Source organism: Sulfurimonas marina (genome assembly GCF_014905095.1).
Lineage (GTDB): Bacteria > Campylobacterota > Campylobacteria > Campylobacterales > Sulfurimonadaceae > Sulfurimonas > Sulfurimonas marina.
In genome coordinates this window covers 1,973,571-1,997,854 of the sequence record NZ_CP041165.1, presented here as the reverse complement: position 1 = coordinate 1,997,854, position 24,284 = coordinate 1,973,571, and the positions used below count along the sequence as shown (strand labels likewise).

Here is a 24,284-nt window from a genome sequence, read left to right as displayed (position 1 = left end):
TCTAGAAACCTAAGCCTACATCGACATCAAATGCATCACCTATCTGATCTCCGAGTGAAGATGTTTGTGTTTGGTTCTCTGAGATATATTTATCAAACCCTTTGGTAGTATCTACATAAGTGTTAGCAAGAACTATCTTTGCAACTCTTACTTTCGCCCAAGGCGCTCCAAATCCCAAAGTAAGAAGGATAAGAAAAAAGTTTGAAACAGTTACCCACATAAACGGTAAAGCTTTGAGTGTCGATGAAAAACCGATATTCTCATCAAGAAGCGTGTTTTTATAGATATATTCACGGTTTAGGGCAAATGAGTATGCCATTGTCGCAACCATTACAAGGATCATCCCTCCGTAAATGGCACCGATTAAAGCTACAATAATTCCAGAGTTTTGCGGGTCACCATTTTGTTGCATACTCGCAGAGATCTCCTGCATAGTCTCTGCACCTATAAATGTTGCACTGATGATACCGACAATTACAAAAAGTGCAATGGTAAGTGCAAGGCCTATACCCAAAGTTTTTGCACTGATTTTCATAAACTCTTTGAGCTCAATAGTAGTGGAAAATTTTCCTTGTCCGTAACTCGCGTTGTTTATGTAAAACTCCGAATTTCTTTTTTTCAAAAATGCGATCGCGTAGATCATAAAAAAGAAAACACCTACAAGCCCTATAAGCCCAATAGCTACATGAAGTGCAAACAATAAACCAACCGCAAACATTACAAAAATAAAACCTATATACATCCCCATAGGATAGAGTAAAAAGTTCAAATAAGCATCTGAAAAGTTCTTCTCAAAACTAAAACGTACATTTGAGAAGCTTGTCATTTTAAGATTGAACATCATACTTTTAACGATCACCCATGGGATTATGACAAACAGACCAAGAAGAAATAAAGCTGCAGCAGGTGGAAAAAATTCTGTAAAGATAACATAGATTATGAAAAGTACAAGTGCTATAAGATAGCTGAAAAAGAGTTGTTTTCCTACTGCATGGTATTCGAAATTACGATCTTCTAAAACAGAGTTTCCGTAGAAGTATCTGTTTCGTCTTACTTTTGCCCAAGGGTAGTAAAGCCCTAATGTAAGGACGATAAGTACAAGATTTACTATCCATATTTTGAAGTACTCAAAGCCGCTTCCTTGAAATTTTAAGGGTTTCATATTGCTCTCCTAAAACGTTTTTCATCTTTGAGTGTAGCATAAAAATATTTAATTTTGTTTTTATTAATTATTATTCACAAGCAGTTTTGTTAAATTGAGCCTGAATGTTGAGCCTTTATTGAGCTCACTCTCTATCTCGATCTCTATACCTAACTCTTGGGATAATTTATTGACAATATGTAGACCTATTCCTATCCCTCTTTCGTGCTCTTTATAAAATCTGTCAAAGATTTTATCGGGGTTTTTGATCCCTTTGCCTGTATCTTTGAAGATTAAAACTCCTTTTTCATAAGAAACAAATACCTCTCCGTTTTCTTTATTGTATTTCGCTGCATTTGAGAGGAGATTGTCTACTATTCTGACAAAAGAGTTCTTGTGGGTATTGAGCTGTTGGGGTGAGAGGGTGGTGTGAAAACGGATTGTCGTAAAATTGCTTTCAACCATTGCTACTCTCTCCTCTACAACCTCTTTTAAGTCAAAAACCTCTTTTTGGCTGGAGTGACTTTTAAGATAAGCGCGCAGATTTGCCTGAAGGTTTAAAATGTTTTGTACCGCATTCTCTATACGTGTAATCTTCTTTGACTCGCCAAACTCGCTTTTTAACATAGATGTATTGAGTCTGAGTGTTGAGAGGGGTGTATTAAAGTCATGGAGTATATCTTTAACAAACTCCTCTGTAAGTTTGAGAGCATCCCTTAGTGGTGCCAAGGTATAAAAAGCAAAGAGAAGAGAGAGTAACAGTACTATTATGACTACGAAGAAAAACTCCACTAAAAGTTTTTTTTCTAAAGTTTCAAGTTCTTTTTCATATTCACTTTTTTGCAGATAAATTTTCAGAGCATTTTTTTGTGATCCCGGGATGAGGAAGTAGGAGCTGAGCTTATCACCTTCTTTATGGAGTTTATAGAGCTGTTCCTCTTTGAGCGGTGCAAAATCAAACTGGTATTTTGTACATTGAAGATTGAAACTGCACACCTTCATCTCAGACAAAATAGTCTCATCAAGTGCGGTGATATCTTTTTTGTATTCAAAGAAAAAAAGTGTGCCAAGGAGGGTTGTGATTGAAAGAAAAAAGAGTAAAAAACTTCTAATAAGTGCTTTGAGTTCAACTTTTTTCAACTATGTATCCTACCCCGCGAATATTTTTTATAGCTAAGCCCGTCGTTTGTTTGAGTTTGTTTAACGCCACTCTTAAAGCCGTATCGGATGGATGTGTCAGCTGATCGAGTAGGATCGTTTTATCAAGTACTGAGCCTATGTTGTGCATAAAGAGATCACATAATCTCTCCTGAACCTCACCTAGTTGTACAATTGTATCATCTTTGTAAAGTGTTTTCGTATCGGGGAAAAATTTTAGGTTTTTGTAGGAGATAGCTTTAGTAGTTTGTGCAAGTTTTGCTTTGACTCTTATAAGCAGCTCTTCGGGGAAAAACGGCTTTTTCAGATAATCATCCGCTCCTATCTCAAAAGCTTTTGAGATAGAGTTTAGATCAATCATTGCACTGATAAATATAGTCGGTGTAGTATCGTCTGCATTGCGTAAACTTTCTAGCAATTCAAGTCCGTTCATATCTGGGACATTGATATCGAAGACATAGAGCTCATACTTGTTATCATAACTGGCATCGATCGCATCGTTGCCGTTATGAACAAGCTCAACACTGTATCCGTTCTCCTCAAGCAGTTCGGCAAGGGTAGATGCCAGTTCTCTGTCATCTTCAAGGAGCAGTATATTTTTTTTCATAATCTTTAGCCTAAAAAAAGTATCCCAGTTTTACAGCAAGATAGCTTTGACTAGCACTCTCACTAATCCCGTATGCATACGAAAAAGTTGAGAACCAGTTTTTGTCTATACTGTAGTATCCATAGAGTGATGCAGTTTTAATATCTTCTGCACCCACATAGATACTGTCACTTGTATTATATGCACCACTTAGGTATAACTTACTTGTAATATTATATCCAACACCGGCACTGTAACCGTTTGTATCTTGGTATTTTACATTGAGTGTACCGTCATTGTAATCATCATCGTTGATCATTGTATATGTATAGCCGCCAAAAAGATTATATTTATCGACCTTATAGCTGAAGTTAATACCTGCCGTGTAGTCTGTGTTGTTATTGTTTAATGATGTATCGTAAGTCGGCAGTATAACTCCGGCTGAGAATCGGATCGTAAGTGGAGATGTCGGTACTACCTGATATGCTGCACCTATAAACGAATCGTTCAATCCACTCTCGCTATAACCGTCAGCTTGTGTTGTAAATAAAGATGTCGAAGCTTGCAGTGAAAAGTTTTTATAGTAGTAATCTGCTTGAAAAGTAGTTGCAAGAGTGTCTGTTTTATTTATAGTAGTATAGTCTGAATTTGTGTAGCTGAGTCCAACTATAACATCATAGTGGTAATCGGGAATAACAGAGCTTTTTGTACAGCCGTTGATATCTACAAGATCTGTAAAAGGTGTATTTGGACATTTGTCTTTAGCATCATTTACCCCATCCATATCGGAATCAAGTGCATAGAGGCCACTTGTTAAAAATAATAATAGAGATAATGAGAATATTTTTTTCAATTTTGCTCCTTTTGAGTAGGTCGCCCAAAGGCGACTCTGTTTGGTTGCATAGACTTAACGGCCACTCATCATATTTGTAGGATTACTTGTTGGCGTCATGTTTTGAGGCATTTGTTGGCGGAACTGATTTCCAATACGGTTTTGATTCATGTTTTGAATTTTTAACATCTCCTGAGCTTGTTGCATCTGCATCTCTTGTTGTGCATCTGTTTGTTCTTCAGAGTTTGTACGCATTCTTTGTTGTAGTTGTGAGAGTGCTTCTTCTCTTTGTTCTTGATTCATGTTTGCAATACGTAACTTAAACTGGTTCATAAGTCTTACACGCTCTTGCTGGGGTGCTGTTTGAATCTCTGTAATTTGCTCATCAATCGTAGTAGTGTCATCTACTACAACATCTTCTGCGAAACTTAATGTTAAACCACCTAGCAAAGCTAGAGTTAATAGTGTCTTTTTCATCTGTGACTCCTTGTTTTGATGGTGGTAGTATGACACAGATATGTTAGCAAAGTGTTAGCAGATCCTCACTTTGTGTAACGAGTTTATCCTCTCGCATCATTTTGTTCTAAAATTATCTGTTTTTGTTCTCTTTGTTACTCTTTATTGTTAGAATAGTTCCCATGAAGAGAGAAACGCTTGAGCAGAAGATAAAAATTACCAACAATATAATGTTTTACATCTATACAAATATAGATACAGATATAAACATGGACGAACTTGCAAAAAATTATGGCATCAGCAAGTTCTATATGCATAAAATATTTAAAGAGGTGTTTGATCGAAACATTTATGAGACGATCAAGTCGATCCGTTTACAAAAAGCTTCGAACCTTCTTCTTACAAACAGATATTCGACAATATCTGAAGTGGCAAATGCATGTGGGTACTCTTCTCAAACCTCATTTATACGTGCATTTAAAGAGCGTTTTTCAATGACACCGAAAGTTTGGAGGAAGGGTGGTTATCTGGAATATTCAAATGAAATTGTCGATCACTCGCTAAAGATTAGAAACTCCGTAATCACTCTGGATAACTTTGATCACCTTGAACCTCAAATAGTAAAGATGCCGGAGATGCAGGCATACTATATACGTCATCGCGGATACAATGATGCGATCCGTCAGACCTGGCAGAAGATCCAGACATGGATATATACAAACCAGCTTGAAGAACATCAACAGATAAGTCTGTTTCACGACAACCCTTCTATTACACCCCTTGAAGATTGTCAGTATGTTGCTTGTGTAGTAGATAATGAAAATAAAGTACTGGAAAATAACAGATTACCGAAATTTACCATAGCAAGCGGTGTGTATGCAAAGTTTACTTTAGAGGGTGCTTGTGGGGACCTGCTACGTTTTATTCAGTGGCTCTATCTCGAATGGCTACCGAGAAACGAATATGAAACAACTACAAAACCCCCTTATGCAATCTATAGACAAAATAAGTATCTTACAGAAGATGGAAACTTTGACTTAGATTTTTACCTCTCTATAAAATATTAGATTAAACTTCAAAGTGTAATATTTCGTATCTATATATAATGGAAGCGAGATAGAAAAATGAAGACGTATTATTATGTGCATACGGGTCATAGAATAGGACTCGATAGATTCCGTAGAGCTGCTGCTGTGCTGAGTTGCCTAGATAAAGATATTACACTTTTATGCAGTGACTTTAGAATAGCACAGGAAGCAAGACACTTCGGAATCGATAAAGCTGTGGGAATCGATGTTGTCAGAAACATAGCCAATATCGCGCAAAAAGGTGACCAGCTAATACTAGACTCGGCAGAAGTTAATCCTATTATGCTTGAAGATATGAAAAATTTCTTTTCTAAACTCTATGTCATGGAGAATGATGAGATAGTTATTGCCGATAAATATTTCGAACAAAAAGAAAAATCGGTAAAAATCTCTTATTTTTTCGGAGATGACGATTATGAGAAAGATTTGATGAAACAGCTAAGTTTCGTTAAAGATCTAAATCCACATCTGCAACTTGGGTACTACTATTTCTTAGATTATGAAGATGAATTACAAGCAACTTTTGAAAACTGTTTTGAGTTTGAAGACTACGACGATATGATCATGCAAAGTGAGATCCTCATCACTGCTTCTCCACAAGCGGTGTTAGAGTCATTAGCTGCGGGTGGAAAGCCTGTTTATATACAAAGAGCCGATTACACGCAAGATTTTAATGAGAAGTTTCAAGAGCTAAATATACCAATCGTAATAGGGTATGATAAAAACAAGTTAAATGAGACGATTAATCACATAAATGAGATAAATTATGGTAAAATCGCTTCCGATTGCAACAAGTTTGCAGGTTTTCTAAAAGAAAACTTAATTTTATAAATAATTAAAACTTATTTGGTATATAATAAGATTTGAAAATTCACAAGAAAGTGAGCGAAAATATGAAAGATAGTAGCCGTAGAGGTTTTATGGGAAAAGCATTCGGTGCTGTTGCGGGAGTTGGCGCTGTTGCATCACTTTATGCAATGAAAAAAAGTTGGGATCCGCTTCCGAGTGTAAAAGCAGCCGGTTTTACAACACTTGATATGTCGGCATATAAAGAGAATGAGCTAGTAACTGAAAAATGGCGTGGGAAGCCTATTTTTGTTTTAAAATATACGGCAGATATGCTAGCAAAATTAACAGAGCAACAAAAAGCTCGTAGTATTATGATCAATGGAGAAGGGTACTTAGTAAACTTAGGTCTTTGTACACACCTTGGTTGTATCCCAAGTTACAATCCAGATGATAAATCTTTCCTTTGTGCATGTCACGGTGGTACGTATGATTATACAGGTGATGTTACAAAAGCTCCACCACCACGTGGTCTTGACATTCCTCCATTTAAAGTAGAAGGAAACACACTTGTACTTGGTGAAGAAGGACCAGAGTATAAAAATATGAAAGCCAATGGCGTAACGCTGTAATTTAAGGGGAGAAAATGGCACATTTTGAAAAAGCAAAAAGCCTACACGACTGGTTAAACCAACGTTTAGCAGTAGATGCTGTACGTCGTGTAATGGCTACGGAGTATTGGATTCCGAAAAATATTAACTTTTTATGGGCAATGGGGATGATCCTTGCAGTAACTTTCGGTTTACTGTTAGTATCTGGAATCTTCTTGCTTATGTATTATCAACCAAATGTTGCAACAGCATTTGATAGTGTTAACTACACTATTATGAAAGAGGTTGAGTTTGGCTGGTTATGGAGACACATTCACGGTGTAGCAGCGTCAGTAGTATTCCTTATTATATATATTCACATGTTTACAGGTATTTACTACGGTTCTTACAAGAAGGGTCGTGAGATGATCTGGATCTCTGGTATGTTATTGTTCGTAACTTTCTCAGCTGAGGCATTCTCTGGATATATGCTTCCATGGGGACAAATGTCTTACTGGGCTGGTATGGTTATTACTAACTTATTTGCCGGTGGTTCACTACATGCTGATGGTTTAGTTGAATGGATTCGTGGGGATTATGTACCTGCACAAGCGTTCTTAAACCGTTTCTTCATGTTACATGTACTTTTATTACCTTTAGCAATTTTAGCGCTTATCGGTTTACACTTTGCTGCACTTCGTATCCCTCACGTAAACAACCAAGACGGTGAAGAGATCGACTTTGAAGCTGAAGCTGCAAAATATAAAGCTGGTGATAAAGCTGGTTCAAAAGTTATCGCATTTGCTAACGACTTTATGTCTAAAGATATGATGGTAGTTGGAATCTATTTAGTATTCTTCTTTTACTTAGTATTCTACCATTATGGTTTTGCAATGGACCCTGTAAACTTTGACCCTGCTGACGGATTAAAAACTCCGGCACACATCTACCCAGAGTGGTATTTCTTATGGTCATATGAGATTTTACGTCCGTTCCCAACTGACCCTGGTCTAATTGCGTTTGGTTTTGCACAGGTTATTTTCTTCTTATTACCGTTCTTAGATAGAAGTCCAAATGCTGTTCCTGCAAGTCGTAGAGGATTGTTTAATGTTTGGTTCTGGGTAATGCTAGTAGATATGATCGTACTTACTGCAATGGGTAAACTACCGCCTGAGGGTATCTTTAGTACTATTGGTTTAGTTGCGGCAATCACATTTATTGTATTATGGATTTTACTACCGTTTATTACAAAAAAAGAGAAAGAGTTATAGGAGAATATGATGAAAGAACTTAAAATATTAGCAGTTGTAGTATTCTTTACTCTTGTAACTTACTACTTAGTTGAACCGTTCGCACACTCTCAAATGCATAAGCATATCGAGAGTGAAGGGTTTGCATATGAAGATTTAGCAGATGTAAACTTAACGGATGCAAACGTAACAAACGGGCAAGAGCTTGTAATGGGTGCAGGTGCATGTCTTGGATGTCACTCTATGGAAGTAGCTGGTATGCCGGCTCCTATGGATCCTGTAACTGCAGCTCAGAGTTATGGTGTAAATCCACCTGACTTATCAAATGCCGGTGCTGTATATGATGCGAAATTCCTTGCAGACTTAATTAAAAATCCTGCTCATGCTTTAATGGTTGAGCATAAATTTGATGCTGAAAAAGGGCAAATGCACCCAATGGTACCATTCTATGGAGCTGGTGGTGATTTAGATAAAGAAGTAGCTGATATGGTTGCATATTTACAATCTGTAGCAGTGAAAAAAGAGGAACTTACTTCTGAACAAGCATATGAGTTAGCTTGTGGTAGATGTCATGCTAACCACTATGCAGAGTGGACACAGCTTGGTAATAAACCTGCATTCAAAAAAGAGCAAGAAGAGTTAAAATACAAATCAGATGTACTTGATTATCAAGACAGCTTAAAAGCATACATGGGTAAATTACCACCTGATTTAAGTATCTATATCCGTTCTCGTGGTGCTCACTACATTGAAACATTTGTAGAGAACCCACAAAACTACTTAAAAGGTACTGCAATGCCACGCGTTGGTGTAAACGAACACGCTATGGAAAAAGTGATTGAGTATCTTGAAGATTCTGGTGATGCAAAACGTGCTGAGAGAGAAGAGGTTGGTAAAAATGTAATGATCTATATCATTATCTTTGCAATCTTTGCTATTCTTTGGAAAAAAGCTATCTGGAGAGACCTTCACTAATTTTAATAGCAAAATGAGCTAAGCTCATCTTGCTTCGCTTGAACCGCTCAGGTCACTAAAGATAGTCTGTAAAGTGAAGTAATTCACTTTACTTCGCTTGCGCCGCTGTGGCGACTAAAGCTTTGTCCCTATCGGTGCAAGAAACCTCCCTCTAATATAACTTCATTTTAAATTTTAAAATCGACTTTACATTCTACAAGTTAGCTTTTGCTATAATGCGCGCATGAGATTTAGAGATCTAAAAAAACAGAAAAAAAATCAGCAAAATAAACAAGAAAAAAAACAACTTCTTTATGCAAAATACTCAGATAAGGTAAAAGCATTAATCGTTGATATGTTTATGATCTATGCACCTATACTCTATTTTATAGCGTATGTTGTAATGGGTTCAAAAGAGGAGTTTCAAGCTTCTCAATTGGCACCTTTTATCGCTGTATCGATCTATGGTGTGATCTATGCAATACTTATTGCAAAGTTTGGTCAAACTCCGGGGAAAAAAGCATATTTGATTAAAGTTGTTGATGATAAAACACAAAAAAATATCTCTTTTTTTAGAGCTGTTTGTAGATTTATAATGTTTTTATTCTCTGCAACAATCCTTTTAGGATTATTAACTCCTTTTTATAGAAAAGATCGAAAAGCACTGCATGATATAGTGTGTGGTACAATCGAAATAGAAGTTAAGCAATAAATATATTATTTTAGGACAAATTAAATGCTAGTAGATAGCTATGACAGAGTAGTTGATTATATCCGTGTATCGGTTACTGAAAGATGTAATTTCAGATGTAACTACTGTATGCCGGAAAAACCCTTTTCATGGGTACCAAAAGAAAACCTTTTAACGTTTGAAGAGCTGTTTGAGTTCTTGCGTGTAGCGATAGATGAAGGTGTAAAAAAGATCCGTATCACAGGTGGTGAACCGCTTTTACGTGAGGATCTGGATAAATTTATCAAGATGATCTATGACTATAAACCTGACATAGACTTGGCGATGACAACCAATGCCTTTTTACTTAAAGGGGCTGCACAAAAACTAAAAGACGCAGGACTTAAACGTATCAATGTAAGTATTGATTCACTTAAACCTGAAGTGGCGCAAAAGATAGCACAAAAAGATGTACTGCAAAACGTACTTGACGGTGTTGATGAAGCGTTAAAAGTGGGGCTAAAAGTAAAAGTAAACATGGTGCCGATGAAAGGGATCAATTCTGATGAGATTTTAGATTTATTAGAGTATTGTAAAGATCGTAACATGACGATCCGTTTCATTGAGTATATGGAAAACAAACATGCCCAAGAAGATATTCAAGGTTTAAAATCTCCAGAACTGTTGAGTATTATCAAAGAAAAATACAGTTTTGAAGATGAAGGGTTTGACGGTCATTCACCATCACACTATTATAAACTTGAAGATGGGTATGAGTTTGGAATAATAGAACCGTATGAAGATGACTTTTGTAAAAAGTGTAACCGTATCCGTTTAACTGCTGAAGGGCATTTGATCCCTTGTCTTTATTTTGATGAAGCGATGAGCATTGCAGAGTTTGTAAAGCGTGGAGATATTAAAGGCGCTGCCCTTGTTCTTAAAGAGGTTGTAAAAAACAAACCTGAGAAAAACCGCTGGGGTGGTGAGGATGATGAAGTTTCAACTCGCGCATTTTATGAGACGGGTGGATAATGTTATACCTCGTTGAACATTTTTACTCCATCCAAGGGGAGGGTCGCTATCTTGGTACTCCGAGCCTTTTTTTCCGTTTTGGCGGATGCAACATGAAATGTGAAGGATTTGGATGCAGGGAAATTGCCGAAGATGGTGCAGAGGTTTTAGGGTGTGATACTGTTTACGCCGTAAACAAAGAACACTTCTCCCACGCTTGGATCGAGATAGATTCAGCACAGCAACTTTTAAACATATTTGATCTTTATGATTTGCCCACTGGTGTCGATGTAGTACTCACAGGTGGTGAGCCTTTGATCTATGCAAATGATGAAATATTTGTAGAGTTTTTGGAAAAAATGGTAGCAAACAATCATCGTATTACATTTGAAACAAATGGAACGATAGCGGTTGATTTTGAAAAATACCCGGTTTACAAAAAGTGTGTATTTGCACTCTCTGTCAAGTTGGAAAACTCTGCTGAACCACTCTCTAAAAGGGTGCGTGGCGGTGTTATTAACTCAATTGCTACAAATGCAAAAGATGCTTTTTTTAAGTTCTCTATCGATGAAGACTCGATCAATATGGCTTTAGATGATGAGATAGAACAAATAACTGAACATGCTCCTCAAACAGATGTGTATTGTATGCCTTTGGGTGGAAATAAAGCAGATGTAGAGAAAAATACTCTTGCCTTAATTGAGTACTGTAAAAATAAAGGTTATAATTTTAGTGATAGGCTGCACATCCGTATATGGGATGAAAATAAGGGTGTGTAGTTTTAACTGCTTTATCACTTTATTAAGAAGAGCAAATCCTCCCTTCGGTCTGAGTCCTCTTAATAAAGCGCTAAAGCATTGAATTTAGAAGGTGTAAAAGAATGATTATCCGTAAACTATTCAAATTTGAAAACGCACATATTGTTCGCGGATGTTCAAGTGTGAAATGCCGCTCTTCTGTTCACGGACACTCTTATAAGGTTGAAGTTTTATTTGAATCAAACTATCTGGACAATGGTCAGATGGTATATGATTTTGGTCTAATGAAACAAAACATAAAAGATCTTGTTGAGTCGTTTGATCATGCGATCACTTTATGGAGCGGTGATAATCCTGAGTATATAGCTGATATGAAAAAACACTCCGATCGTTGGGTGGAACTTCCTGTATCTCCTTCAGCTGAACAGTTTTCGCGTGTTATTTTTTTTCTTATAGATAAATTGTTTGGACTTACAAAAACAAAAAACGGTGAAAAAAAGGTGCAGCTTCACAGTGTAATCGTTCATGAAACAGATACAGGATATGCTCAAGCATTTCGAGAAGATGTATACAATCAACAAATGGGTATAATAGAACTAGAGAAAATTGCGTTTTCAGACGCAGTAGTTGAAAGTTTTAACGATACTGCTTTATTTGAAAAATTAAAAGATGGTGAAGAGTTTATAAATCCGGAGTCTGTATAATGGAACAAATGTACTCAATGGGGGTCAACCTCCACTCTATTGGAATTTTACTACTTATTTTTGCAATTGTTGTAAATATTGTACTTTTGTATCAAGCGGATGATTCTGCGAAATATAAACGTTTACGTTCAGTTTTTCTACTACCGTTTAATTCGATGCTCGTAGCTGCTGCAATCTTCACAGGTAGCATTATGATGGCTACGAAGCATCTCGATTTTACGTTAGAAAATATCCTTATGATTATTGTGGCTATTACCTTAATTGTTAAAGAGGTGAGACGTTCAAAAGCTTTAAAACACGTAGATGATGACGAGTTTATCGACTTTGTAGTTTATAAACAGTTTGCCTATAAAATCCTGTATTTTGAATTTTTCATCGTCGTTGCAATCTCAATATGGATGTGGTTTTTCTCATGATTTTTATATATGAAGAAAATGCAGGTAAAGAGCGTTTTACGATCAAGGGTGAGTTACACAAGTATCTTGTAAAAGTGCGTCGTCACAAAGAGGGTGATACGCTTGGATTTAGAAGAAAAGAGGCTCCAGAGATGCTTTACCTCTATAAAGTGGTTTCTGTCGATCCAAGATCGCTTGAAGTAGCATATCTCGGCGAAGAGATAAATGAGGTCAAGGCGAAAAAAGAGTTGCATATTGGCTGGTGTGTGATTGATTCTAAATCAGTTGAGAAGGTACTTCCAAGTTTAAATGAGATAGGGGTTGAGAAGATCACTTTTATCTACTGCAATCGAAGCCAAAAAAACTTCAAGGCTGATTTTAAACGTTATGAGCGAATCATAGAAGCTTCCAATCAACAGTGTGGCAGAAGTGATTTTATGGAGTTTGCAACGGCAAAAAACCTTCAAGAGTTTTTGAGTGAAAATCCCGATACGAAAGTGTTCGATTTTTGTGACAATGTTCTAGAGGATGATGCTGATATTTCAACGGTACTTATCGGCTGTGAAGGTGGTTTTTCTCCAGAGGAGCGTGAGTTCTTAAGCGGTTATGATGTGTTTAGACTCGACACCCCGCTGGTATTGCGTTCTGAGAGTGCAGCTCTTGCCGTAGCTTCAAAGATACTATTGTAATATTTTACATTTTTTGGTATAATCCCATTTCCAAAAATCCGCCCCCATACGGATTTAAAAAATATATCACTATTCGTACTTTGACGAATGGTAAAAGGCAAATTAGATGAAAAAAGATCTTCACCCGAATTTAGTAGACTGTACAGTTACTTGTGCTTGTGGTAACAGCTTTGTTACAAAATCTCAAAAAGATGAGATGAGAATTGATATCTGTAATGAATGTCACCCATTCTTCACAGGTTCTGAGCGTAACGTAGATACTGCTGGTCGTATCGAAAAATTCAACGCAAAATACAGCAAAAAATAATCAAGAAAATATTTTGCTTACACTTGTTCCAACTCCGATTGGGAACATTGGCGACATATCACTTAGAGCTATAGAAGCTTTAAGTGAAGCCGACATCCTTCTTTGTGAAGACACTCGCGTCACAAAAAAACTTATCCATATTTTAAAAGAGCGTTACAATACTCAGTTTGAAAAAACACAAGAGTTTATCTCTTTACATTCCCATAATGAACAATCTTTTGTTGAAAAGCTAGAAAAATCTTTTTTTGAGCAAAATGTTGTTTACGTAAGTGATGCCGGGATGCCAGGTATCAGCGATCCAGGACAGGTTCTTGTAGATTACTGTATAAAAAATGGTATTGAGTATGATATTTTACCGGGTGCAAATGCAGTTTTAACTGCTTTTGTAGCGAGCGGATTTGTTGAGACACAGATGCTTTTTTTAGGTTTCTTGGATCATAAAGGTGCATCACGTGAAGCAGGTTTAAATGAAGCACTGCACAACGGTTATACGACGATTTTATATGAATCACCCCACAGAATAGAAAAACTCTTAAAAGAGATCGCAAAAAGCGAACCAGCAAGAGAGCTTTTTATAGCCAAAGAGCTGAGTAAAAAGTTCCAAAAATATCTTCGCGGCACTGCTGATGAGATCCTAAAAACATTAGACGGGAATTTTAAAGGGGAATGGGTTGTCGTGATCAAAGCAGGAGAGAAACAAAACAGCTCTGCTATTACACAAAATGACATCCTTGCTCTAGACCTACCGAAAAAAGCACAGGCGAAGTTAATAGCCAAAATTACGGGTGAAAACACGAAAGCTTGCTATCAAAGATTGATGCAACTCTAACTTCTGACGCTAAAAGCCTTAAATATTAACATTAATTAAAAAAATTTTGCTAAAATGTCCCCATGTTAATTTATGCAAAGCAACCAATATACTATCTTATTGATAATTATCCACAAAAGATTAAAACACTTTATCTTGCACGTGAGCTTGATAAAAAAGAGTATTCACGACTTATGAAGATGGGATTCGAGATCAAAAGAATCCCGAATGAAGCTGCCGTAAAGATGAGCAAAAATGCAAACCATCAAGGCTTTTTGGCTGAAGTGGAAGATTATCAACTTCATGATTTTAAAACATTTCTTGATAAAGATTTTATTGTTGTTTTAGCAGGACTTACCGATATCGGTAATATAGGTTCAATTATACGCAGTGCCTATGCTCTTGGTGTTGATGCTATAGTTGCCTGTGGAGTAAAAAAACTTCCAATTGAACCAATATTAAGAACTAGTACGGGTGCATTAGTTGATATCCCTTTTGCAATTGAGCATAATATTCATAATGTACTTAACGATTTAAAAATGTCCGGTTTTAGCACTTATGGTGCAGATATGGGTGGAATTGACATTCGCGATGCCAAGATAACTAAAAAAAGAGTATTGGTTCTTGGCAGCGAAGGGGAAGGGCTCAGCGCTAGAGTCTCTTCAAAACTCGATAACGTTGTAAGTATTAAGATGTCACACGACTTTGATTCTTTAAATGTAAGTGTGGCAGGTGCTATTTTAATGGATAGGATGAGATATGAGTGAAGGTTTAGAAAAGTTACAAGCGATAGGTGCCCAAGCGATTTATGAAAAAACCCATATTCCCGTAGGACATGTTCAAGCTATATTACATGAGAGTTATGACGGCCTCAATAAGATCCAGTTTACAGGCTTTATATCAATATTAGAACGTGAATACAATCTTGATCTGAACTCTGTTAAACTAAAAGGGATAGCTTACTTTGACGGTGAAAAAGAGGTTCACGAAGATGAAAGTATCTTTGTTAAAGTGCAGCCTAAACGAAGTTATAAAGCACTCTATATTATTATCGCTGTTATAGTTTTTCTAGTATTTTTATTTACATTTTACGCTGATTCAAAAGAGGTAGCAGAACCTGTTGTTAATGAGAATGAAATTATCCAAAAAGTTAAAGAAAAAGTTGTCGATGAAGTAAACAATTCAGATGTACAAGAGAGTAACGAAAGTGTTGTTGAAACAAATACTACAGTAGTTGTAGAAGAAACAGTGCCGCAAGAAGAGGTTGTAGAAAAATCTTTTGTAATAAAGACACACAGAAAACTTTGGATAGGGTATATAGAACTAGATACAAACAAAAAACATCAAACAGTTTTTAAAAAAGAGTTTAACCTTGATCCAAATAGAGACTGGCTTATCACTCTGGGACACGGGTATGTAGACTTTGAAATTAACGGTCAAGAGTATACTTACAAATCTGAAAAAGGTCTCAAATTTGTTTATAAAGAGGGTGAATTTAAACCTATAACGCTTGAAGAATTCAAAAGATTTAACAGAGGATATGTATGGTAAAAAAATTTCTTTTAGTTCTTCTTTTTTTAGGGAGTTTATATGCCCAAGAGACAGAAGATACAAATGTTACTACACCTGCAGAGCTTTTAAGTGCAAAAATACAAGGATTTGTATCTGAAGAGACTTATAAACAAAATCTAGACTTTATCAATGCTGTATTTGATCCAAAAAGTGCATATTTTAAAAACGACAGGGTTGATTCGGTAAAAGTGATCCAGACATTACAAGATAACGGTTTGTTAAACCTGTTTTTCGATACACCTCAAGAGATAAGACTCAACTTTAGAACAAATGGTTCTCCAATCTTTTTTGTGAAAATTATCGGTGATACTTTAAGCTCTTTAGGCTACTACAAATATGTGACTATCGCTTCTACAAGAGATGCTTCTGAATTTATATGGAGTATCAATCTTACATCTGAGTATGCGACAGATCCATTACTATTACAAAAAGAGTTAAAGAAAAAACTGTGTGAAATTGTAGATATTCAAAGAGATAATGCAAAAGAGTGGTCTTATCTTATAGATATTTCACATGCAAAATTAAATGTAGAACAATTAGAAGACTCTAAACAATCTGTACGAAAACGTTCATTATATGAGCATTGGTTTGATGTTTCAAAGATAAAAACACTAGATGTACAAAGCAGTTCTAGAAACCATTGGTATCCTTATATAGCATACTATGACAGCTCTTTACACCTTTTAAAAGTGATCAAAAAAGAGACTATATACAAGGGACTTTATTTAGAGATTCCAAAAAATGCAACATATATGAAAATTTCAGATCTTTATACTTTAAAAAATATCAAAGATGAATTGATCTTTTACCCAAAAGGCTCAAGATAATTCTAAACAAATTTTGCTAAAATATCGTCAATATTTTTAGAGGGCAATTAAAATGTTTGACGAGTTTAAATTTAATAGAGTTGAGAGACTTCCTAAGTATGTGTTTGCTGAGGTAAACGAGATAAAAATGGCAGAGCGCCGTGCAGGAAAAGATGTAATTGACTTTTCTATGGGAAACCCTGACGGTGACACGCCTGAACACATCCGTGAAAAGCTGGTAGAATCAGCCCAAAAAACTAAAACACACGGATACTCTACATCAAAAGGTATTCCTAAACTACTTCAAGCTATTGCAGACTGGTATGAAAGAAGATACGACTGTAAACTTGACCCTGAGACTGAATGTGTAGCTACTATGGGTTCAAAAGAGGGATATGCTCACCTTACGTATGCGATTACAAATCCAGGTGATGTAGCAGTTGTTCCGGATCCTACATATCCAATCCATGAGTACTCTTTTATTTTAGCGGGTGGAAATGTTATTAAGTTCGGAATCGAATTTGACGAAAAATATCGTTTGGATGAGGATAAGTTTTTTGAGAACTTAGAAAAAGTTTTCAAAGAGAGTTCTCCAAAACCAAAATTTGTGCTTGTAAACTTCCCGCATAATCCATCTACTGCAACAGTTACACCGGAGTTTTATGAAAGACTTGTAGCTATGGCAAAAGAGAGAAGATTTTACGTAATCTCTGATATCGCATATGGAGATATCACTTTTGACGGTTATAAAACACCTTCAATTATGAGTGTACCTGGCGCAAAAGATGTAGCGGTTGAGTCTTTTACTTTAAGTAAATCGTATAACATGGCTGGATGGCGTGTAGGTTTCTTTGTTGGAAATAAAAAACTTATCGGTGCATTACAAAAAATTAAATCGTGGTTAGATTACGGTATGTTTACACCGATCCAAGTAGCTGCGACTGTAGCACTAAACGGTGAACAGCAGTGTGTAAGAGATATCACTGAAAAATACAACCACCGTCAAGAAGTACTTATAGAAGCGTTTGAGCGTGCAGGATGGCATATAGAGAAAAATGAAGCAAGTATGTTCTCTTGGGCAAAAATTCCTGATTGTGCTGCTCATTTAGGTTCTTTAGAATTTTCAAAACGTTTACTTGTTGAAGCGGGCGTAGCGGTAGCTCCAGGGATCGGTTTTGGAGAATACGGTGAAGGGTATGTGCGTATTGCACTTATTGAAAATGACAACCGTATTCGCCAGGCAGCAAAAAATATCAAAACATTTTTAAAACAGTTTGACGGATGTAAGGATAATAAGTGATTAAAGTTGGAATCATAGGTGTTGGAACAGTAGGGACTAGCGTTGCAAATATCTTAAAAGATAATGCAGATGTGATCTCTGCTCGTGCAGGGCGTGACATTGTTGTAAAAAGCGGTGTTGTTAAAAACCTTGCAAAAGATAGAGGTTTAGATATCACTTTAACAGATAATGTTGATGATATCTTGAATGACGACGAGATCGATGTAGTTGTTGAGCTAATGGGTGGGGTTGAAGAGCCGTTTGATGTTGTAAAACGTGCTCTTAAATCAGGCAAAGCGGTAGTAACTGCAAACAAAGCACTTTTAGCGTACCACAGATACGAACTTCAAGAGATAGCACAAGATTTACCTTTTGAATATGAAGCGAGTGTTGCGGGCGGTATTCCAATCATTAATGCACTTCGTGACGGTCTTTCAGCAAACCATATTGAGTCTATGATGGGTATCATGAACGGTACTTGTAACTATATGATGACTAAGATGACAAATGAGGGTGTTGACTATGATGCGATCCTTAAAGAGTCTCAAGATTTAGGATATGCTGAAGCTGATCCAAGTTTTGATGTAGGCGGATATGATGCTGCTCATAAACTGCTTATTCTTGCTTCTATTGCATACGGAATCGATGCAAAACCTGAAGATATTTTGATCGAGGGTATTGAGAACGTAACTCAGGATGATATCTCTTTTGCTAAAGAGTTTGGTTATGCGATCAAGCTTCTTGGAATTGCGAAGAAAACAGGAAGTGAAGTTGAATTACGTGTACATGCTTGTCTAATTAAAAAAGATGAAATGATCGCAAAAATCGACGGTGTTATGAATGGTATCTCTGTTGTTGGTGATAAAGTTGGCGAGACGCTTTACTACGGACCGGGAGCTGGCGGCGATGCTACGGCTTCAGCGGTAGTTGCAAATATCATCGATATCGCAAGAAGTGGAAAATCAACACCGATGCTTGGATTTGATCGTCCAATGGAGGGTGATACGTTAACTCTTAAACCTGTAGAGCAGATTGAGTCAAAATATTATCTTCGTATTAATGTTAGTGACAAGGCTGGTGTACTTGCTCGTGTTACGAAACTATTTGAAGACAACAATATCTCAATCGAGACTATTTTACAACGCCCTGCAGATAATATCTCTGCAAACCTGCTTATTTCAACACATGTTGCGGTTGAAAAAGATGTACAAAAGATGATCAAAGATCTTGAAGCACAAGAGTTTGTACATGCACAGCCTGTAATGATCAGGATAGTATAACTTCAAGATGAAAATCTTAATTACTGGTGCAAGTTCGGGTCTTGGTGCAGAACTTGCGTTTCAGTACGCTTCAAAAGAGAATGAGCTTATCCTCTTAGCTCGAAGAGAAGAGAAATTAAAAACCTTACAAGAAAAACTTATCCCTTTATGTAAAGATGTTCAAATTATAGTTGCTGATGTGACAAAGTTTGAAGAGTTGCAAGAGAAGTTAACAGTAATAGAATCTTTAGATATGGTTATTTTAAACGCGGGTATTTCACTTGGACATTCCCATACTCAGACACCTACAATAGAAGAGTTTAAAAAACTTTATGATGTAAATGTTTTAGCAAATCATGCTATCCTAGAAGTATTATTGCCTATTTTTACAAAACAGCAATCAGGCAAGATAGTATTTATCTCTTCGCTGGCATCTTTATTCTCTATGCCGAGTTCTAAGGTATATTCCTCATCAAAACGGGCTTTAAATGCTTATGCTGAAGGATTGCGCTATAAGTATGCTCCGATGGGGATAAAGGTGATTAATATTTTGCCTGGCTTTATAAAAAGTGAACTTACCGATAAAAATGATTTTCATATGCCGTTTTTACTTGAGACGAAAGAGGGTGTAGCAAGGATTAAAAAAGCAATCGATAAAAATAAAATCTTTTATGCTTTTCCGCTTAGATTTTATTTTCTTATTCGACTGCTGAATTTGCTGCCAAACTTTTTGACAGCTAAAATTGTGCAAAAACTGAGTTAGTTATTTTGCAACAGGAATATATGCATATCCCTCATTTTGTTTGTCGATTAGACCTATTGTAGAGTTTGGAACAATCTTTACAAATTTATAAAGATCTTCTTGTGCAATTTTATTATTTTTTCTTCCAACATCACACATATAGATCTCAACATTATATGTATCTACGAGAGAAGTAAGTCTTTTTTCATACTCTGGTTGTTTGGCTACAAGAGCTTCTTCTTTTTTGTAAGATGTATTTTGTAAATTTTTTACAAAAAGTTTGTAAGCATCTCCGTGGATTACGATAGCAACTTCAAGCTCTTCAAATCTATTTTCGAAATAGAGTTTATGGTGAGGGATTCCAGAGAGGATCTTCTTTTCAAAAACTTGAAGGTCCCCGCTTGTAAAATCGATCACAACTTTTTTTGTATCTGAAGCAGCAGATAAGAACGAAACGAAAGCAAAAAGTAAAACAATGATCTTTTTCATTTTTTCAACCTATTCTGTAATATCTTTCAAAATTTGTTCAAAATCTTGTTGTGCTTTCATAAGCTCTTGATGTGCAGCATCGTCTGTTACGTGTGCACTGCTTAACCAGTTGTAAACAGCAGGGAATCCCATAACAATTTTATCATCACCTTTTTTCTTGTACAACATTGTAGTACAAGGAGCAAACGCAGCAGCTTCGGGACGAGTTTTTGCAACTGTATAGATTACAGGAAGTTTACAAATAGAGTATGATTCGTAAAAATCAAACGGAGAATCTGCATTTTCATCTAAGACTCCAAGTTCATAATCAAGTGTTGCCGGAACGATAAAACCTTTTGGAGCAAAATTGCTCTCTAAAGACATCTTGATCTCCTCTTTTGCATCATCAAAGTCATCAGCATCGTCAAGTTCATACTCATAAGCACTTACAAGGTTTCTGCTCTCTTTAAGAGAATCTTCGCTCAAAGTTTGTTTTGCATTCGGCAATGCTTCTTTAATTGTTTTGATAGTTTTTGCTTCAAGAGTTTTTAAAAGCTCGTTATTTTCAATACCTATAATTTTTGCCTGTGCCTCTGATGTCAAGATACTTACATGTAATGTATCTTCACCGTTTGCCTGATAGATCCCAACACCCATTGGGATAAACACACCGGCATTTGCATTTATACGTAAAAGTTTATCTGCAAGTTTAGGCTCAACTACCGTCATAAGATTGAAAATCTTAAAGTCACTCTTTTGAAACTGTTTTTTAAACGGTCCCGTCATATCGTTGTTAAGAGTTACCGTAAAACCGTTCTTTACAAAGCTCTTCTCAATTACTTTAGGAGTCAGTGCTCCAGACTTATTATCTACACTAAAAAGGTGTAGATCCCCTTGTGCCATAAGTGCGATCGCACTTAGCAGTAAGACAACTATCTTTTTCATTGTTTATCCTTTTAATTGTTAGGGAAAGTGTAACGATTGAGTGTAAAATTAATGTAAAACTATAAACTCTTGTTTTTATTCCTAAACTCTTGAAAGTTTTAGAGAATTTAAACTTTTGATTTTTTGAACATTTTTGGAACACGGAAAGCTTTTAATTGCCAACTGTGTTCCAAATGTAAGAGATTTTTGATTTAATAAATTTCTAGTATATTGAAGACATTCCATTCTGCTTAGATTTTATTATATAATTTTGTTAATAATCAGAAGGTTTTTATTTATGAATTTTTATATTTCTCCAAGAAATACAGGTATTTTATATCTTGTATTGATTGTATTATTCAGTGTAATTTATTGGTGTTTTCCAAAGTTTTGGATAGAACCCTTATCCTTTATAGAAAGTTTATATTTTAGTATAGTTACTATTACAACTTTAGGTTATGGTGATATCACCCCTAAAACTGATATGGCTCGGGCTTTGACTGCATTAGAATCTTTAGCAGGAATTTTTATTATTGGTATTTTTCTGAATTCACTTGCACATGTTTATGCAGAAAAGCAAAATGAGTTACTTAAAAAACAGGAAAATGAGCAATGGAGACCTGCTAGATTACTCGTTGCAAGAAATTTATGTAGATTTCATCAAACATTGTTTAATGCATTACGTTATGTAGTTCAGCACGATTATAATGTTGATTTGAATGGACATGGCTTTCCAAAAAACTTTTCCCAACGTCAGGCAAATGCATGGGGTAAATCAGTGTTTATTAAACCTTTAGATAATGATTATGAAGAATTAAAAAAGTTAGTTGAATACAATAATGTTGCATTAGACTCAAATATACAACCAAAAGTTATTTCTTATATTGTAAATGCAAAGGATATTATTAATACCTGTAAGTTTGTAACAGATGCTTATAGTGATAATCAAAATGGACGATGGGTAGGGAGTTATAATTATTCAGGAACAGATGAAATGGAAAAAATTTACTTTGAAATGTTAGAGATGTTTCCAGAGATAACACAATTAGAAAAATCTAGTGTATCAATACTATCTTCTAAAGAACTTATGGAACTTGTGAAGTCTTCAAATGAAAATAGTGATTTTTTAGATCTTCGAATTATTAGTAATGAACAGTTTTAGACATGAAGCCTTTTCAGTTAAGATTGTGTTGACAATATCCTGATACTACATAATCAATGTATCAAAAATAGTAGGTTTTGGAACAAAACTATAAATCATGGAAAATCTTCACTGGGTTTACCAGTTTGAGGAAAGAGAGTAAGAGTTTAAATGATATCTTGATATCATTTAAAGCAGATTAAGGGACGATGTATATCCACCCCTCTTTTACACGTTCTGTTATTTCGACAATGCCCGCTGTTACAATCTCAACATCATCTATTAACTCCTCTTTTTTTATCTGTTTTGTTTTCATTGTGTTTTCACACGCTACAAACTCAACGTCGTATTGTTGTAGTGCATCGATACGTACAGCAATATCTTTCTCTTTTTTGAGTAAAGCTCTGAGTCCATGATAGTAAGCAACTATTCTCATATGTACTTTTTCCGGACCATAATATTTCAAAACATTGTTGGCAGAACTCAGTACATGATGAATGGTTTCATCATCCCCTCTGTTTATTGAAAAGATGATTTGTCTAGGTTCCATGATCGAAGGTGCCGGCTCTGCAAAGATTGTATCTGCATAACTAAACACATTTAATAATAGAAGAAGAAAAACAGTTCGTATCATTTGATCCCCTTTGTTAAATCTTTAAAGTCTTGTATATTCCAAGAACCTGGAATTTTTTTTATTATTTTACCTTGCCCATCCAAAAAAAAGAATGTAGGGGTAAAAGTTACTTCTTGATCGATGGGCATGGTATCTGTATCGAGATTAATTTTTACAGGTATAAATCTTTGTGTAAGCCATTTTGCCATCGCATCGTCTTGAAATACTTTTTTTTCCATATCAATGCAGTAGTGACAATCTGTTCTCATTACATCAAGCATAATAGGCTGATGTGTCTGTTTTTGGATCTTTAGTGCTTGGTTGTAGCTCACCCACTCCATAGCTTCTAATGAAGCACTAAGAAGTACTAAAGAGACAAAGAGTTTGTTTATTGTTCCCATTCTAAAGTCCTATATGCTGTTTCAACATTTTGTCTATGGAGCACGTCATACATTGCAATATCTTTGAATTTTTTCATCACAATAGCATTGATCGCATCATCAATTTCCATACCTTCATCAAGAGCATTTTCTAACTCCTCTTTGAGTGTTACGAGATACTCATATGTTATGTCTATGGAGTGTTTACTTACAAGTGAGCCGTGCCCACCTATAATATAAGTGTAATCTCCCTCTTTCATTTTTGAGAGCTCTTCGATCCAACGATTGATGTTACCGTCACGAAGTGAAGGCACTCTGTCGTTAAATACAAGGTCACCTGCAAAAAGAGCAGATTTGCTTGGGATGTAAACTAAAAGGTCACTACTTGAGTGAGCTTTGTCGTGTACACGGGAAAAAAGTACTTTTTGTTTGTTAATAGTAAGTGTTTGTTTATCATCTACAAAAAGATTTGGAAACTCCTGCGTAGTGTTTTCATATGCTTCTTTTGTTACACTTCTTTGCATTCTTGTTACTTCAACTTTTGCTTCGTTTTTAAACTGAGCTGAGCCGATAATATCAATTCCTAGTTTTTTATAGTAACCGTTTCCTAACCAATGGTCATCATGTGCATGTGTATTGATCACATAAGCAATAGGCTGATTCTTGATCTTTTTCATTACACTATATGCTTCTTTTGCATAGTTATATGTAGGTCCGCTGTCAATAACAAGGTAACTCTCACCCATGTCAACAAAACAAGAGTTTACCATGTTACCGTTGTTATCTTTGTTTATTGCCTGCGGTGCACCAAAAAAGCAGTAGATATCACTACTGACTTTTTGGGGTTGAATTTTATATTCAAAAGCAAGGAGTAGGGGGATGAAAAATAAATTTAGCACCACAAGCAATAATTTCAT

Annotated in this window: 30 protein-coding genes; 20 read left to right on the top strand and 10 right to left on the bottom strand. The window is 35.8% G+C overall.

What is annotated here, in order from left to right:
• Position 1: 1 nt before the first annotated feature.
• From FJR03_RS10140 to FJR03_RS10120, 5 genes are all read right to left on the bottom strand, one after another.
• Positions 2-1,162 (bottom strand): YjgN family protein, encoded by a 1,161-nt coding sequence (locus FJR03_RS10140; RefSeq protein WP_193113389.1) that lies wholly within the window; start codon positions 1,160-1,162, stop codon positions 2-4.
• A 63-nt stretch (positions 1,163-1,225) separates the two neighbouring features.
• The gene (locus FJR03_RS10135) at positions 1,226-2,281 is read right to left on the bottom strand and encodes a sensor histidine kinase (RefSeq protein ID WP_193113388.1); all 1,056 of its coding nucleotides are present in this window, start codon (positions 2,279-2,281) and stop codon (positions 1,226-1,228) included.
• Complete coding sequence (locus FJR03_RS10130; protein WP_193113387.1) at positions 2,268-2,906, bottom strand: response regulator transcription factor; 639 nt, start codon at positions 2,904-2,906, stop codon at positions 2,268-2,270. Before FJR03_RS10130 ends, FJR03_RS10135 begins: the two co-directional genes overlap by 14 nt.
• 10 nt (positions 2,907-2,916) lie before the next feature.
• Positions 2,917-3,738 carry a porin family protein gene (locus tag FJR03_RS10125; RefSeq protein ID WP_193113386.1) on the bottom strand — a complete coding sequence of 274 codons (822 nt, stop codon included), beginning with the start codon at positions 3,736-3,738 and terminating at the stop codon, positions 2,917-2,919.
• 54 nt (positions 3,739-3,792) lie between these two features.
• On the bottom strand, positions 3,793-4,194 hold the full coding sequence (locus FJR03_RS10120; RefSeq protein ID WP_193113385.1) for a hypothetical protein: 402 nt from the start codon (positions 4,192-4,194) through the stop codon (positions 3,793-3,795).
• A gap of 161 nt (positions 4,195-4,355) precedes the next feature.
• On the opposite strand from FJR03_RS10120, the gene FJR03_RS10115 reads away from it, so the two are divergent.
• The 19 genes from FJR03_RS10115 (at position 4,356) to FJR03_RS10025 (ending at position 19,862) form a co-directional block, all read left to right on the top strand.
• Positions 4,356-5,240, top strand: a complete 885-nt coding sequence (locus FJR03_RS10115; RefSeq protein WP_193113384.1) for an AraC family transcriptional regulator — start codon at positions 4,356-4,358, stop codon at positions 5,238-5,240.
• 57 nt (positions 5,241-5,297) lie between these two features.
• Entirely contained in the window at positions 5,298-6,092 is a 795-nt protein-coding gene (locus FJR03_RS10110; RefSeq protein WP_193113383.1) for a hypothetical protein, read from the top strand.
• Positions 6,093-6,154: 62 nt separating this feature from the next.
• On the top strand, positions 6,155-6,679 hold the full coding sequence (gene petA / locus FJR03_RS10105) for a ubiquinol-cytochrome c reductase iron-sulfur subunit (RefSeq protein ID WP_193113382.1): 525 nt from the start codon (positions 6,155-6,157) through the stop codon (positions 6,677-6,679).
• Between the two features lie 14 nt (positions 6,680-6,693).
• A complete protein-coding gene (locus FJR03_RS10100) occupies positions 6,694-7,908 on the top strand; it encodes a cytochrome b (RefSeq protein WP_193113381.1) in 1,215 nt (404 codons plus the stop codon).
• A 9-nt stretch (positions 7,909-7,917) separates the two neighbouring features.
• A complete protein-coding gene (locus FJR03_RS10095) occupies positions 7,918-8,862 on the top strand; it encodes a c-type cytochrome (protein WP_193113380.1) in 945 nt (314 codons plus the stop codon).
• A 223-nt stretch (positions 8,863-9,085) separates the two neighbouring features.
• Positions 9,086-9,553 (top strand): RDD family protein, encoded by a 468-nt coding sequence (locus FJR03_RS10090; protein ID WP_193113379.1) that lies wholly within the window; start codon positions 9,086-9,088, stop codon positions 9,551-9,553.
• Between the two features lie 24 nt (positions 9,554-9,577).
• Positions 9,578-10,543 (top strand): GTP 3',8-cyclase MoaA, encoded by a 966-nt coding sequence (gene moaA / locus FJR03_RS10085; protein ID WP_193113378.1) that lies wholly within the window; start codon positions 9,578-9,580, stop codon positions 10,541-10,543.
• The gene (locus FJR03_RS10080) at positions 10,543-11,301 is read left to right on the top strand and encodes a 7-carboxy-7-deazaguanine synthase QueE (RefSeq protein ID WP_193113377.1); all 759 of its coding nucleotides are present in this window, start codon (positions 10,543-10,545) and stop codon (positions 11,299-11,301) included. Before moaA ends, FJR03_RS10080 begins: the two co-directional genes overlap by 1 nt.
• A 101-nt stretch (positions 11,302-11,402) precedes the next feature.
• Positions 11,403-11,984, top strand: coding sequence for a 6-pyruvoyl trahydropterin synthase family protein (locus tag FJR03_RS10075; protein WP_193113376.1), 582 nt, complete (start codon positions 11,403-11,405; stop codon positions 11,982-11,984).
• Positions 11,984-12,400 carry a hypothetical protein gene (locus FJR03_RS10070; RefSeq protein ID WP_193113375.1) on the top strand — a complete coding sequence of 139 codons (417 nt, stop codon included), beginning with the start codon at positions 11,984-11,986 and terminating at the stop codon, positions 12,398-12,400. Before FJR03_RS10075 ends, FJR03_RS10070 begins: the two co-directional genes overlap by 1 nt.
• Positions 12,397-13,068 carry a 16S rRNA (uracil(1498)-N(3))-methyltransferase gene (locus FJR03_RS10065; protein WP_226962118.1) on the top strand — a complete coding sequence of 224 codons (672 nt, stop codon included), beginning with the start codon at positions 12,397-12,399 and terminating at the stop codon, positions 13,066-13,068. Before FJR03_RS10070 ends, FJR03_RS10065 begins: the two co-directional genes overlap by 4 nt.
• 106 nt (positions 13,069-13,174) lie before the next feature.
• Positions 13,175-13,375 (top strand): 50S ribosomal protein L31, encoded by a 201-nt coding sequence (gene rpmE, locus FJR03_RS10060; RefSeq protein ID WP_193113373.1) that lies wholly within the window; start codon positions 13,175-13,177, stop codon positions 13,373-13,375.
• 13 nt (positions 13,376-13,388) lie between these two features.
• Positions 13,389-14,204 carry a 16S rRNA (cytidine(1402)-2'-O)-methyltransferase gene (gene rsmI, locus FJR03_RS10055; protein WP_193113372.1) on the top strand — a complete coding sequence of 272 codons (816 nt, stop codon included), beginning with the start codon at positions 13,389-13,391 and terminating at the stop codon, positions 14,202-14,204.
• Between the two features lie 62 nt (positions 14,205-14,266).
• Positions 14,267-14,950 carry a 23S rRNA (guanosine(2251)-2'-O)-methyltransferase RlmB gene (rlmB, locus tag FJR03_RS10050; RefSeq protein WP_193113371.1) on the top strand — a complete coding sequence of 228 codons (684 nt, stop codon included), beginning with the start codon at positions 14,267-14,269 and terminating at the stop codon, positions 14,948-14,950.
• The gene (locus tag FJR03_RS10045; protein ID WP_193113370.1) at positions 14,943-15,734 is read left to right on the top strand and encodes a hypothetical protein; all 792 of its coding nucleotides are present in this window, start codon (positions 14,943-14,945) and stop codon (positions 15,732-15,734) included. The genes rlmB and FJR03_RS10045 overlap by 8 nt, the downstream gene beginning before the upstream one ends.
• The gene (locus tag FJR03_RS10040) at positions 15,728-16,582 is read left to right on the top strand and encodes a hypothetical protein (RefSeq protein ID WP_193113369.1); all 855 of its coding nucleotides are present in this window, start codon (positions 15,728-15,730) and stop codon (positions 16,580-16,582) included. The genes FJR03_RS10045 and FJR03_RS10040 overlap by 7 nt, the downstream gene beginning before the upstream one ends.
• Before the next feature lie 52 nt (positions 16,583-16,634).
• On the top strand, positions 16,635-17,861 hold the full coding sequence (locus tag FJR03_RS10035) for an LL-diaminopimelate aminotransferase (RefSeq protein ID WP_193113368.1): 1,227 nt from the start codon (positions 16,635-16,637) through the stop codon (positions 17,859-17,861).
• Positions 17,858-19,120: a homoserine dehydrogenase gene (locus tag FJR03_RS10030; RefSeq protein ID WP_193113367.1), complete on the top strand. Its 1,263-nt coding sequence runs from the start codon at positions 17,858-17,860 to the stop codon at positions 19,118-19,120. Before FJR03_RS10035 ends, FJR03_RS10030 begins: the two co-directional genes overlap by 4 nt.
• Positions 19,121-19,127: 7 nt before the next feature.
• Complete coding sequence (locus FJR03_RS10025) at positions 19,128-19,862, top strand: SDR family NAD(P)-dependent oxidoreductase (RefSeq protein WP_193113366.1); 735 nt, start codon at positions 19,128-19,130, stop codon at positions 19,860-19,862.
• On the opposite strand, the gene FJR03_RS10020 is transcribed toward FJR03_RS10025, so the two are convergent.
• Together FJR03_RS10020 and FJR03_RS10015 are read right to left on the bottom strand one after the other, a co-directional pair.
• Positions 19,863-20,330: a DsrE family protein gene (locus tag FJR03_RS10020; protein ID WP_193113365.1), complete on the bottom strand. Its 468-nt coding sequence runs from the start codon at positions 20,328-20,330 to the stop codon at positions 19,863-19,865.
• A 9-nt stretch (positions 20,331-20,339) separates the two neighbouring features.
• Positions 20,340-21,254 (bottom strand): DUF302 domain-containing protein, encoded by a 915-nt coding sequence (locus FJR03_RS10015; protein WP_193113364.1) that lies wholly within the window; start codon positions 21,252-21,254, stop codon positions 20,340-20,342.
• A gap of 277 nt (positions 21,255-21,531) precedes the next feature.
• On the opposite strand from FJR03_RS10015, the gene FJR03_RS10010 reads away from it, so the two are divergent.
• Positions 21,532-22,395, top strand: coding sequence for a potassium channel family protein (locus FJR03_RS10010; protein ID WP_193113363.1), 864 nt, complete (start codon positions 21,532-21,534; stop codon positions 22,393-22,395).
• Positions 22,396-22,573: 178 nt separating this feature from the next.
• Here the strand turns inward: FJR03_RS10010 and FJR03_RS10005 are convergent, their stop codons facing one another.
• Genes FJR03_RS10005 through FJR03_RS09995 form a run of 3 tightly spaced genes read right to left on the bottom strand, consistent with a single transcriptional unit; the run spans position 22,574 to position 24,284 of the window.
• Entirely contained in the window at positions 22,574-23,008 is a 435-nt protein-coding gene (locus FJR03_RS10005; protein WP_193113362.1) for a DsrE family protein, read from the bottom strand.
• Complete coding sequence (locus FJR03_RS10000) at positions 23,005-23,388, bottom strand: thioredoxin family protein (protein ID WP_226962117.1); 384 nt, start codon at positions 23,386-23,388, stop codon at positions 23,005-23,007. Before FJR03_RS10000 ends, FJR03_RS10005 begins: the two co-directional genes overlap by 4 nt.
• Positions 23,376-24,284: an MBL fold metallo-hydrolase gene (locus FJR03_RS09995; protein ID WP_193113361.1), complete on the bottom strand. Its 909-nt coding sequence runs from the start codon at positions 24,282-24,284 to the stop codon at positions 23,376-23,378. The genes FJR03_RS10000 and FJR03_RS09995 overlap by 13 nt, the downstream gene beginning before the upstream one ends.

Excerpts from the sequence above, each read along its gene's own strand:
- FJR03_RS10130 (WP_193113387.1), bottom strand. The coding sequence starts at position 2,906 with ATGAAAAAAAATATACTGCTCCTTGAAGATGACAGAGAACTGGCATCT.
- FJR03_RS10070 (WP_193113375.1), top strand. The coding sequence starts at position 11,984 with ATGGAACAAATGTACTCAATGGGGGTCAACCTCCACTCTATTGGAATT.
- FJR03_RS10090 (WP_193113379.1), top strand. The coding sequence starts at position 9,086 with ATGAGATTTAGAGATCTAAAAAAACAGAAAAAAAATCAGCAAAATAAA.
- FJR03_RS09995 (WP_193113361.1), bottom strand. The coding sequence starts at position 24,284 with ATGAAATTATTGCTTGTGGTGCTAAATTTATTTTTCATCCCCCTACTC.
- FJR03_RS10000 (WP_226962117.1), bottom strand. The coding sequence starts at position 23,388 with ATGGGAACAATAAACAAACTCTTTGTCTCTTTAGTACTTCTTAGTGCT.
- FJR03_RS10025 (WP_193113366.1), top strand. The coding sequence starts at position 19,128 with ATGAAAATCTTAATTACTGGTGCAAGTTCGGGTCTTGGTGCAGAACTT.
- FJR03_RS10045 (WP_193113370.1), top strand. The coding sequence starts at position 14,943 with ATGAGTGAAGGTTTAGAAAAGTTACAAGCGATAGGTGCCCAAGCGATT.
- FJR03_RS10095 (WP_193113380.1), top strand. The coding sequence starts at position 7,918 with ATGAAAGAACTTAAAATATTAGCAGTTGTAGTATTCTTTACTCTTGTA.
- FJR03_RS10035 (WP_193113368.1), top strand. The coding sequence starts at position 16,635 with ATGTTTGACGAGTTTAAATTTAATAGAGTTGAGAGACTTCCTAAGTAT.
- moaA (WP_193113378.1), top strand. The coding sequence starts at position 9,578 with ATGCTAGTAGATAGCTATGACAGAGTAGTTGATTATATCCGTGTATCG.
- FJR03_RS10115 (WP_193113384.1), top strand. The coding sequence starts at position 4,356 with ATGAAGAGAGAAACGCTTGAGCAGAAGATAAAAATTACCAACAATATA.
- FJR03_RS10005 (WP_193113362.1), bottom strand. The coding sequence starts at position 23,008 with ATGATACGAACTGTTTTTCTTCTTCTATTATTAAATGTGTTTAGTTAT.
- rpmE (WP_193113373.1), top strand. The coding sequence starts at position 13,175 with ATGAAAAAAGATCTTCACCCGAATTTAGTAGACTGTACAGTTACTTGT.
- FJR03_RS10080 (WP_193113377.1), top strand. The coding sequence starts at position 10,543 with ATGTTATACCTCGTTGAACATTTTTACTCCATCCAAGGGGAGGGTCGC.
- rlmB (WP_193113371.1), top strand. The coding sequence starts at position 14,267 with ATGTTAATTTATGCAAAGCAACCAATATACTATCTTATTGATAATTAT.
- FJR03_RS10110 (WP_193113383.1), top strand. The coding sequence starts at position 5,298 with ATGAAGACGTATTATTATGTGCATACGGGTCATAGAATAGGACTCGAT.
- FJR03_RS10075 (WP_193113376.1), top strand. The coding sequence starts at position 11,403 with ATGATTATCCGTAAACTATTCAAATTTGAAAACGCACATATTGTTCGC.
- FJR03_RS10015 (WP_193113364.1), bottom strand. The coding sequence starts at position 21,254 with ATGAAAAAGATAGTTGTCTTACTGCTAAGTGCGATCGCACTTATGGCA.
- FJR03_RS10120 (WP_193113385.1), bottom strand. The coding sequence starts at position 4,194 with ATGAAAAAGACACTATTAACTCTAGCTTTGCTAGGTGGTTTAACATTA.
- FJR03_RS10065 (WP_226962118.1), top strand. The coding sequence starts at position 12,397 with ATGATTTTTATATATGAAGAAAATGCAGGTAAAGAGCGTTTTACGATC.
- FJR03_RS10140 (WP_193113389.1), bottom strand. The coding sequence starts at position 1,162 with ATGAAACCCTTAAAATTTCAAGGAAGCGGCTTTGAGTACTTCAAAATA.
- FJR03_RS10040 (WP_193113369.1), top strand. The coding sequence starts at position 15,728 with ATGGTAAAAAAATTTCTTTTAGTTCTTCTTTTTTTAGGGAGTTTATAT.
- FJR03_RS10020 (WP_193113365.1), bottom strand. The coding sequence starts at position 20,330 with ATGAAAAAGATCATTGTTTTACTTTTTGCTTTCGTTTCGTTCTTATCT.
- FJR03_RS10100 (WP_193113381.1), top strand. The coding sequence starts at position 6,694 with ATGGCACATTTTGAAAAAGCAAAAAGCCTACACGACTGGTTAAACCAA.
- petA (WP_193113382.1), top strand. The coding sequence starts at position 6,155 with ATGAAAGATAGTAGCCGTAGAGGTTTTATGGGAAAAGCATTCGGTGCT.
- FJR03_RS10010 (WP_193113363.1), top strand. The coding sequence starts at position 21,532 with ATGAATTTTTATATTTCTCCAAGAAATACAGGTATTTTATATCTTGTA.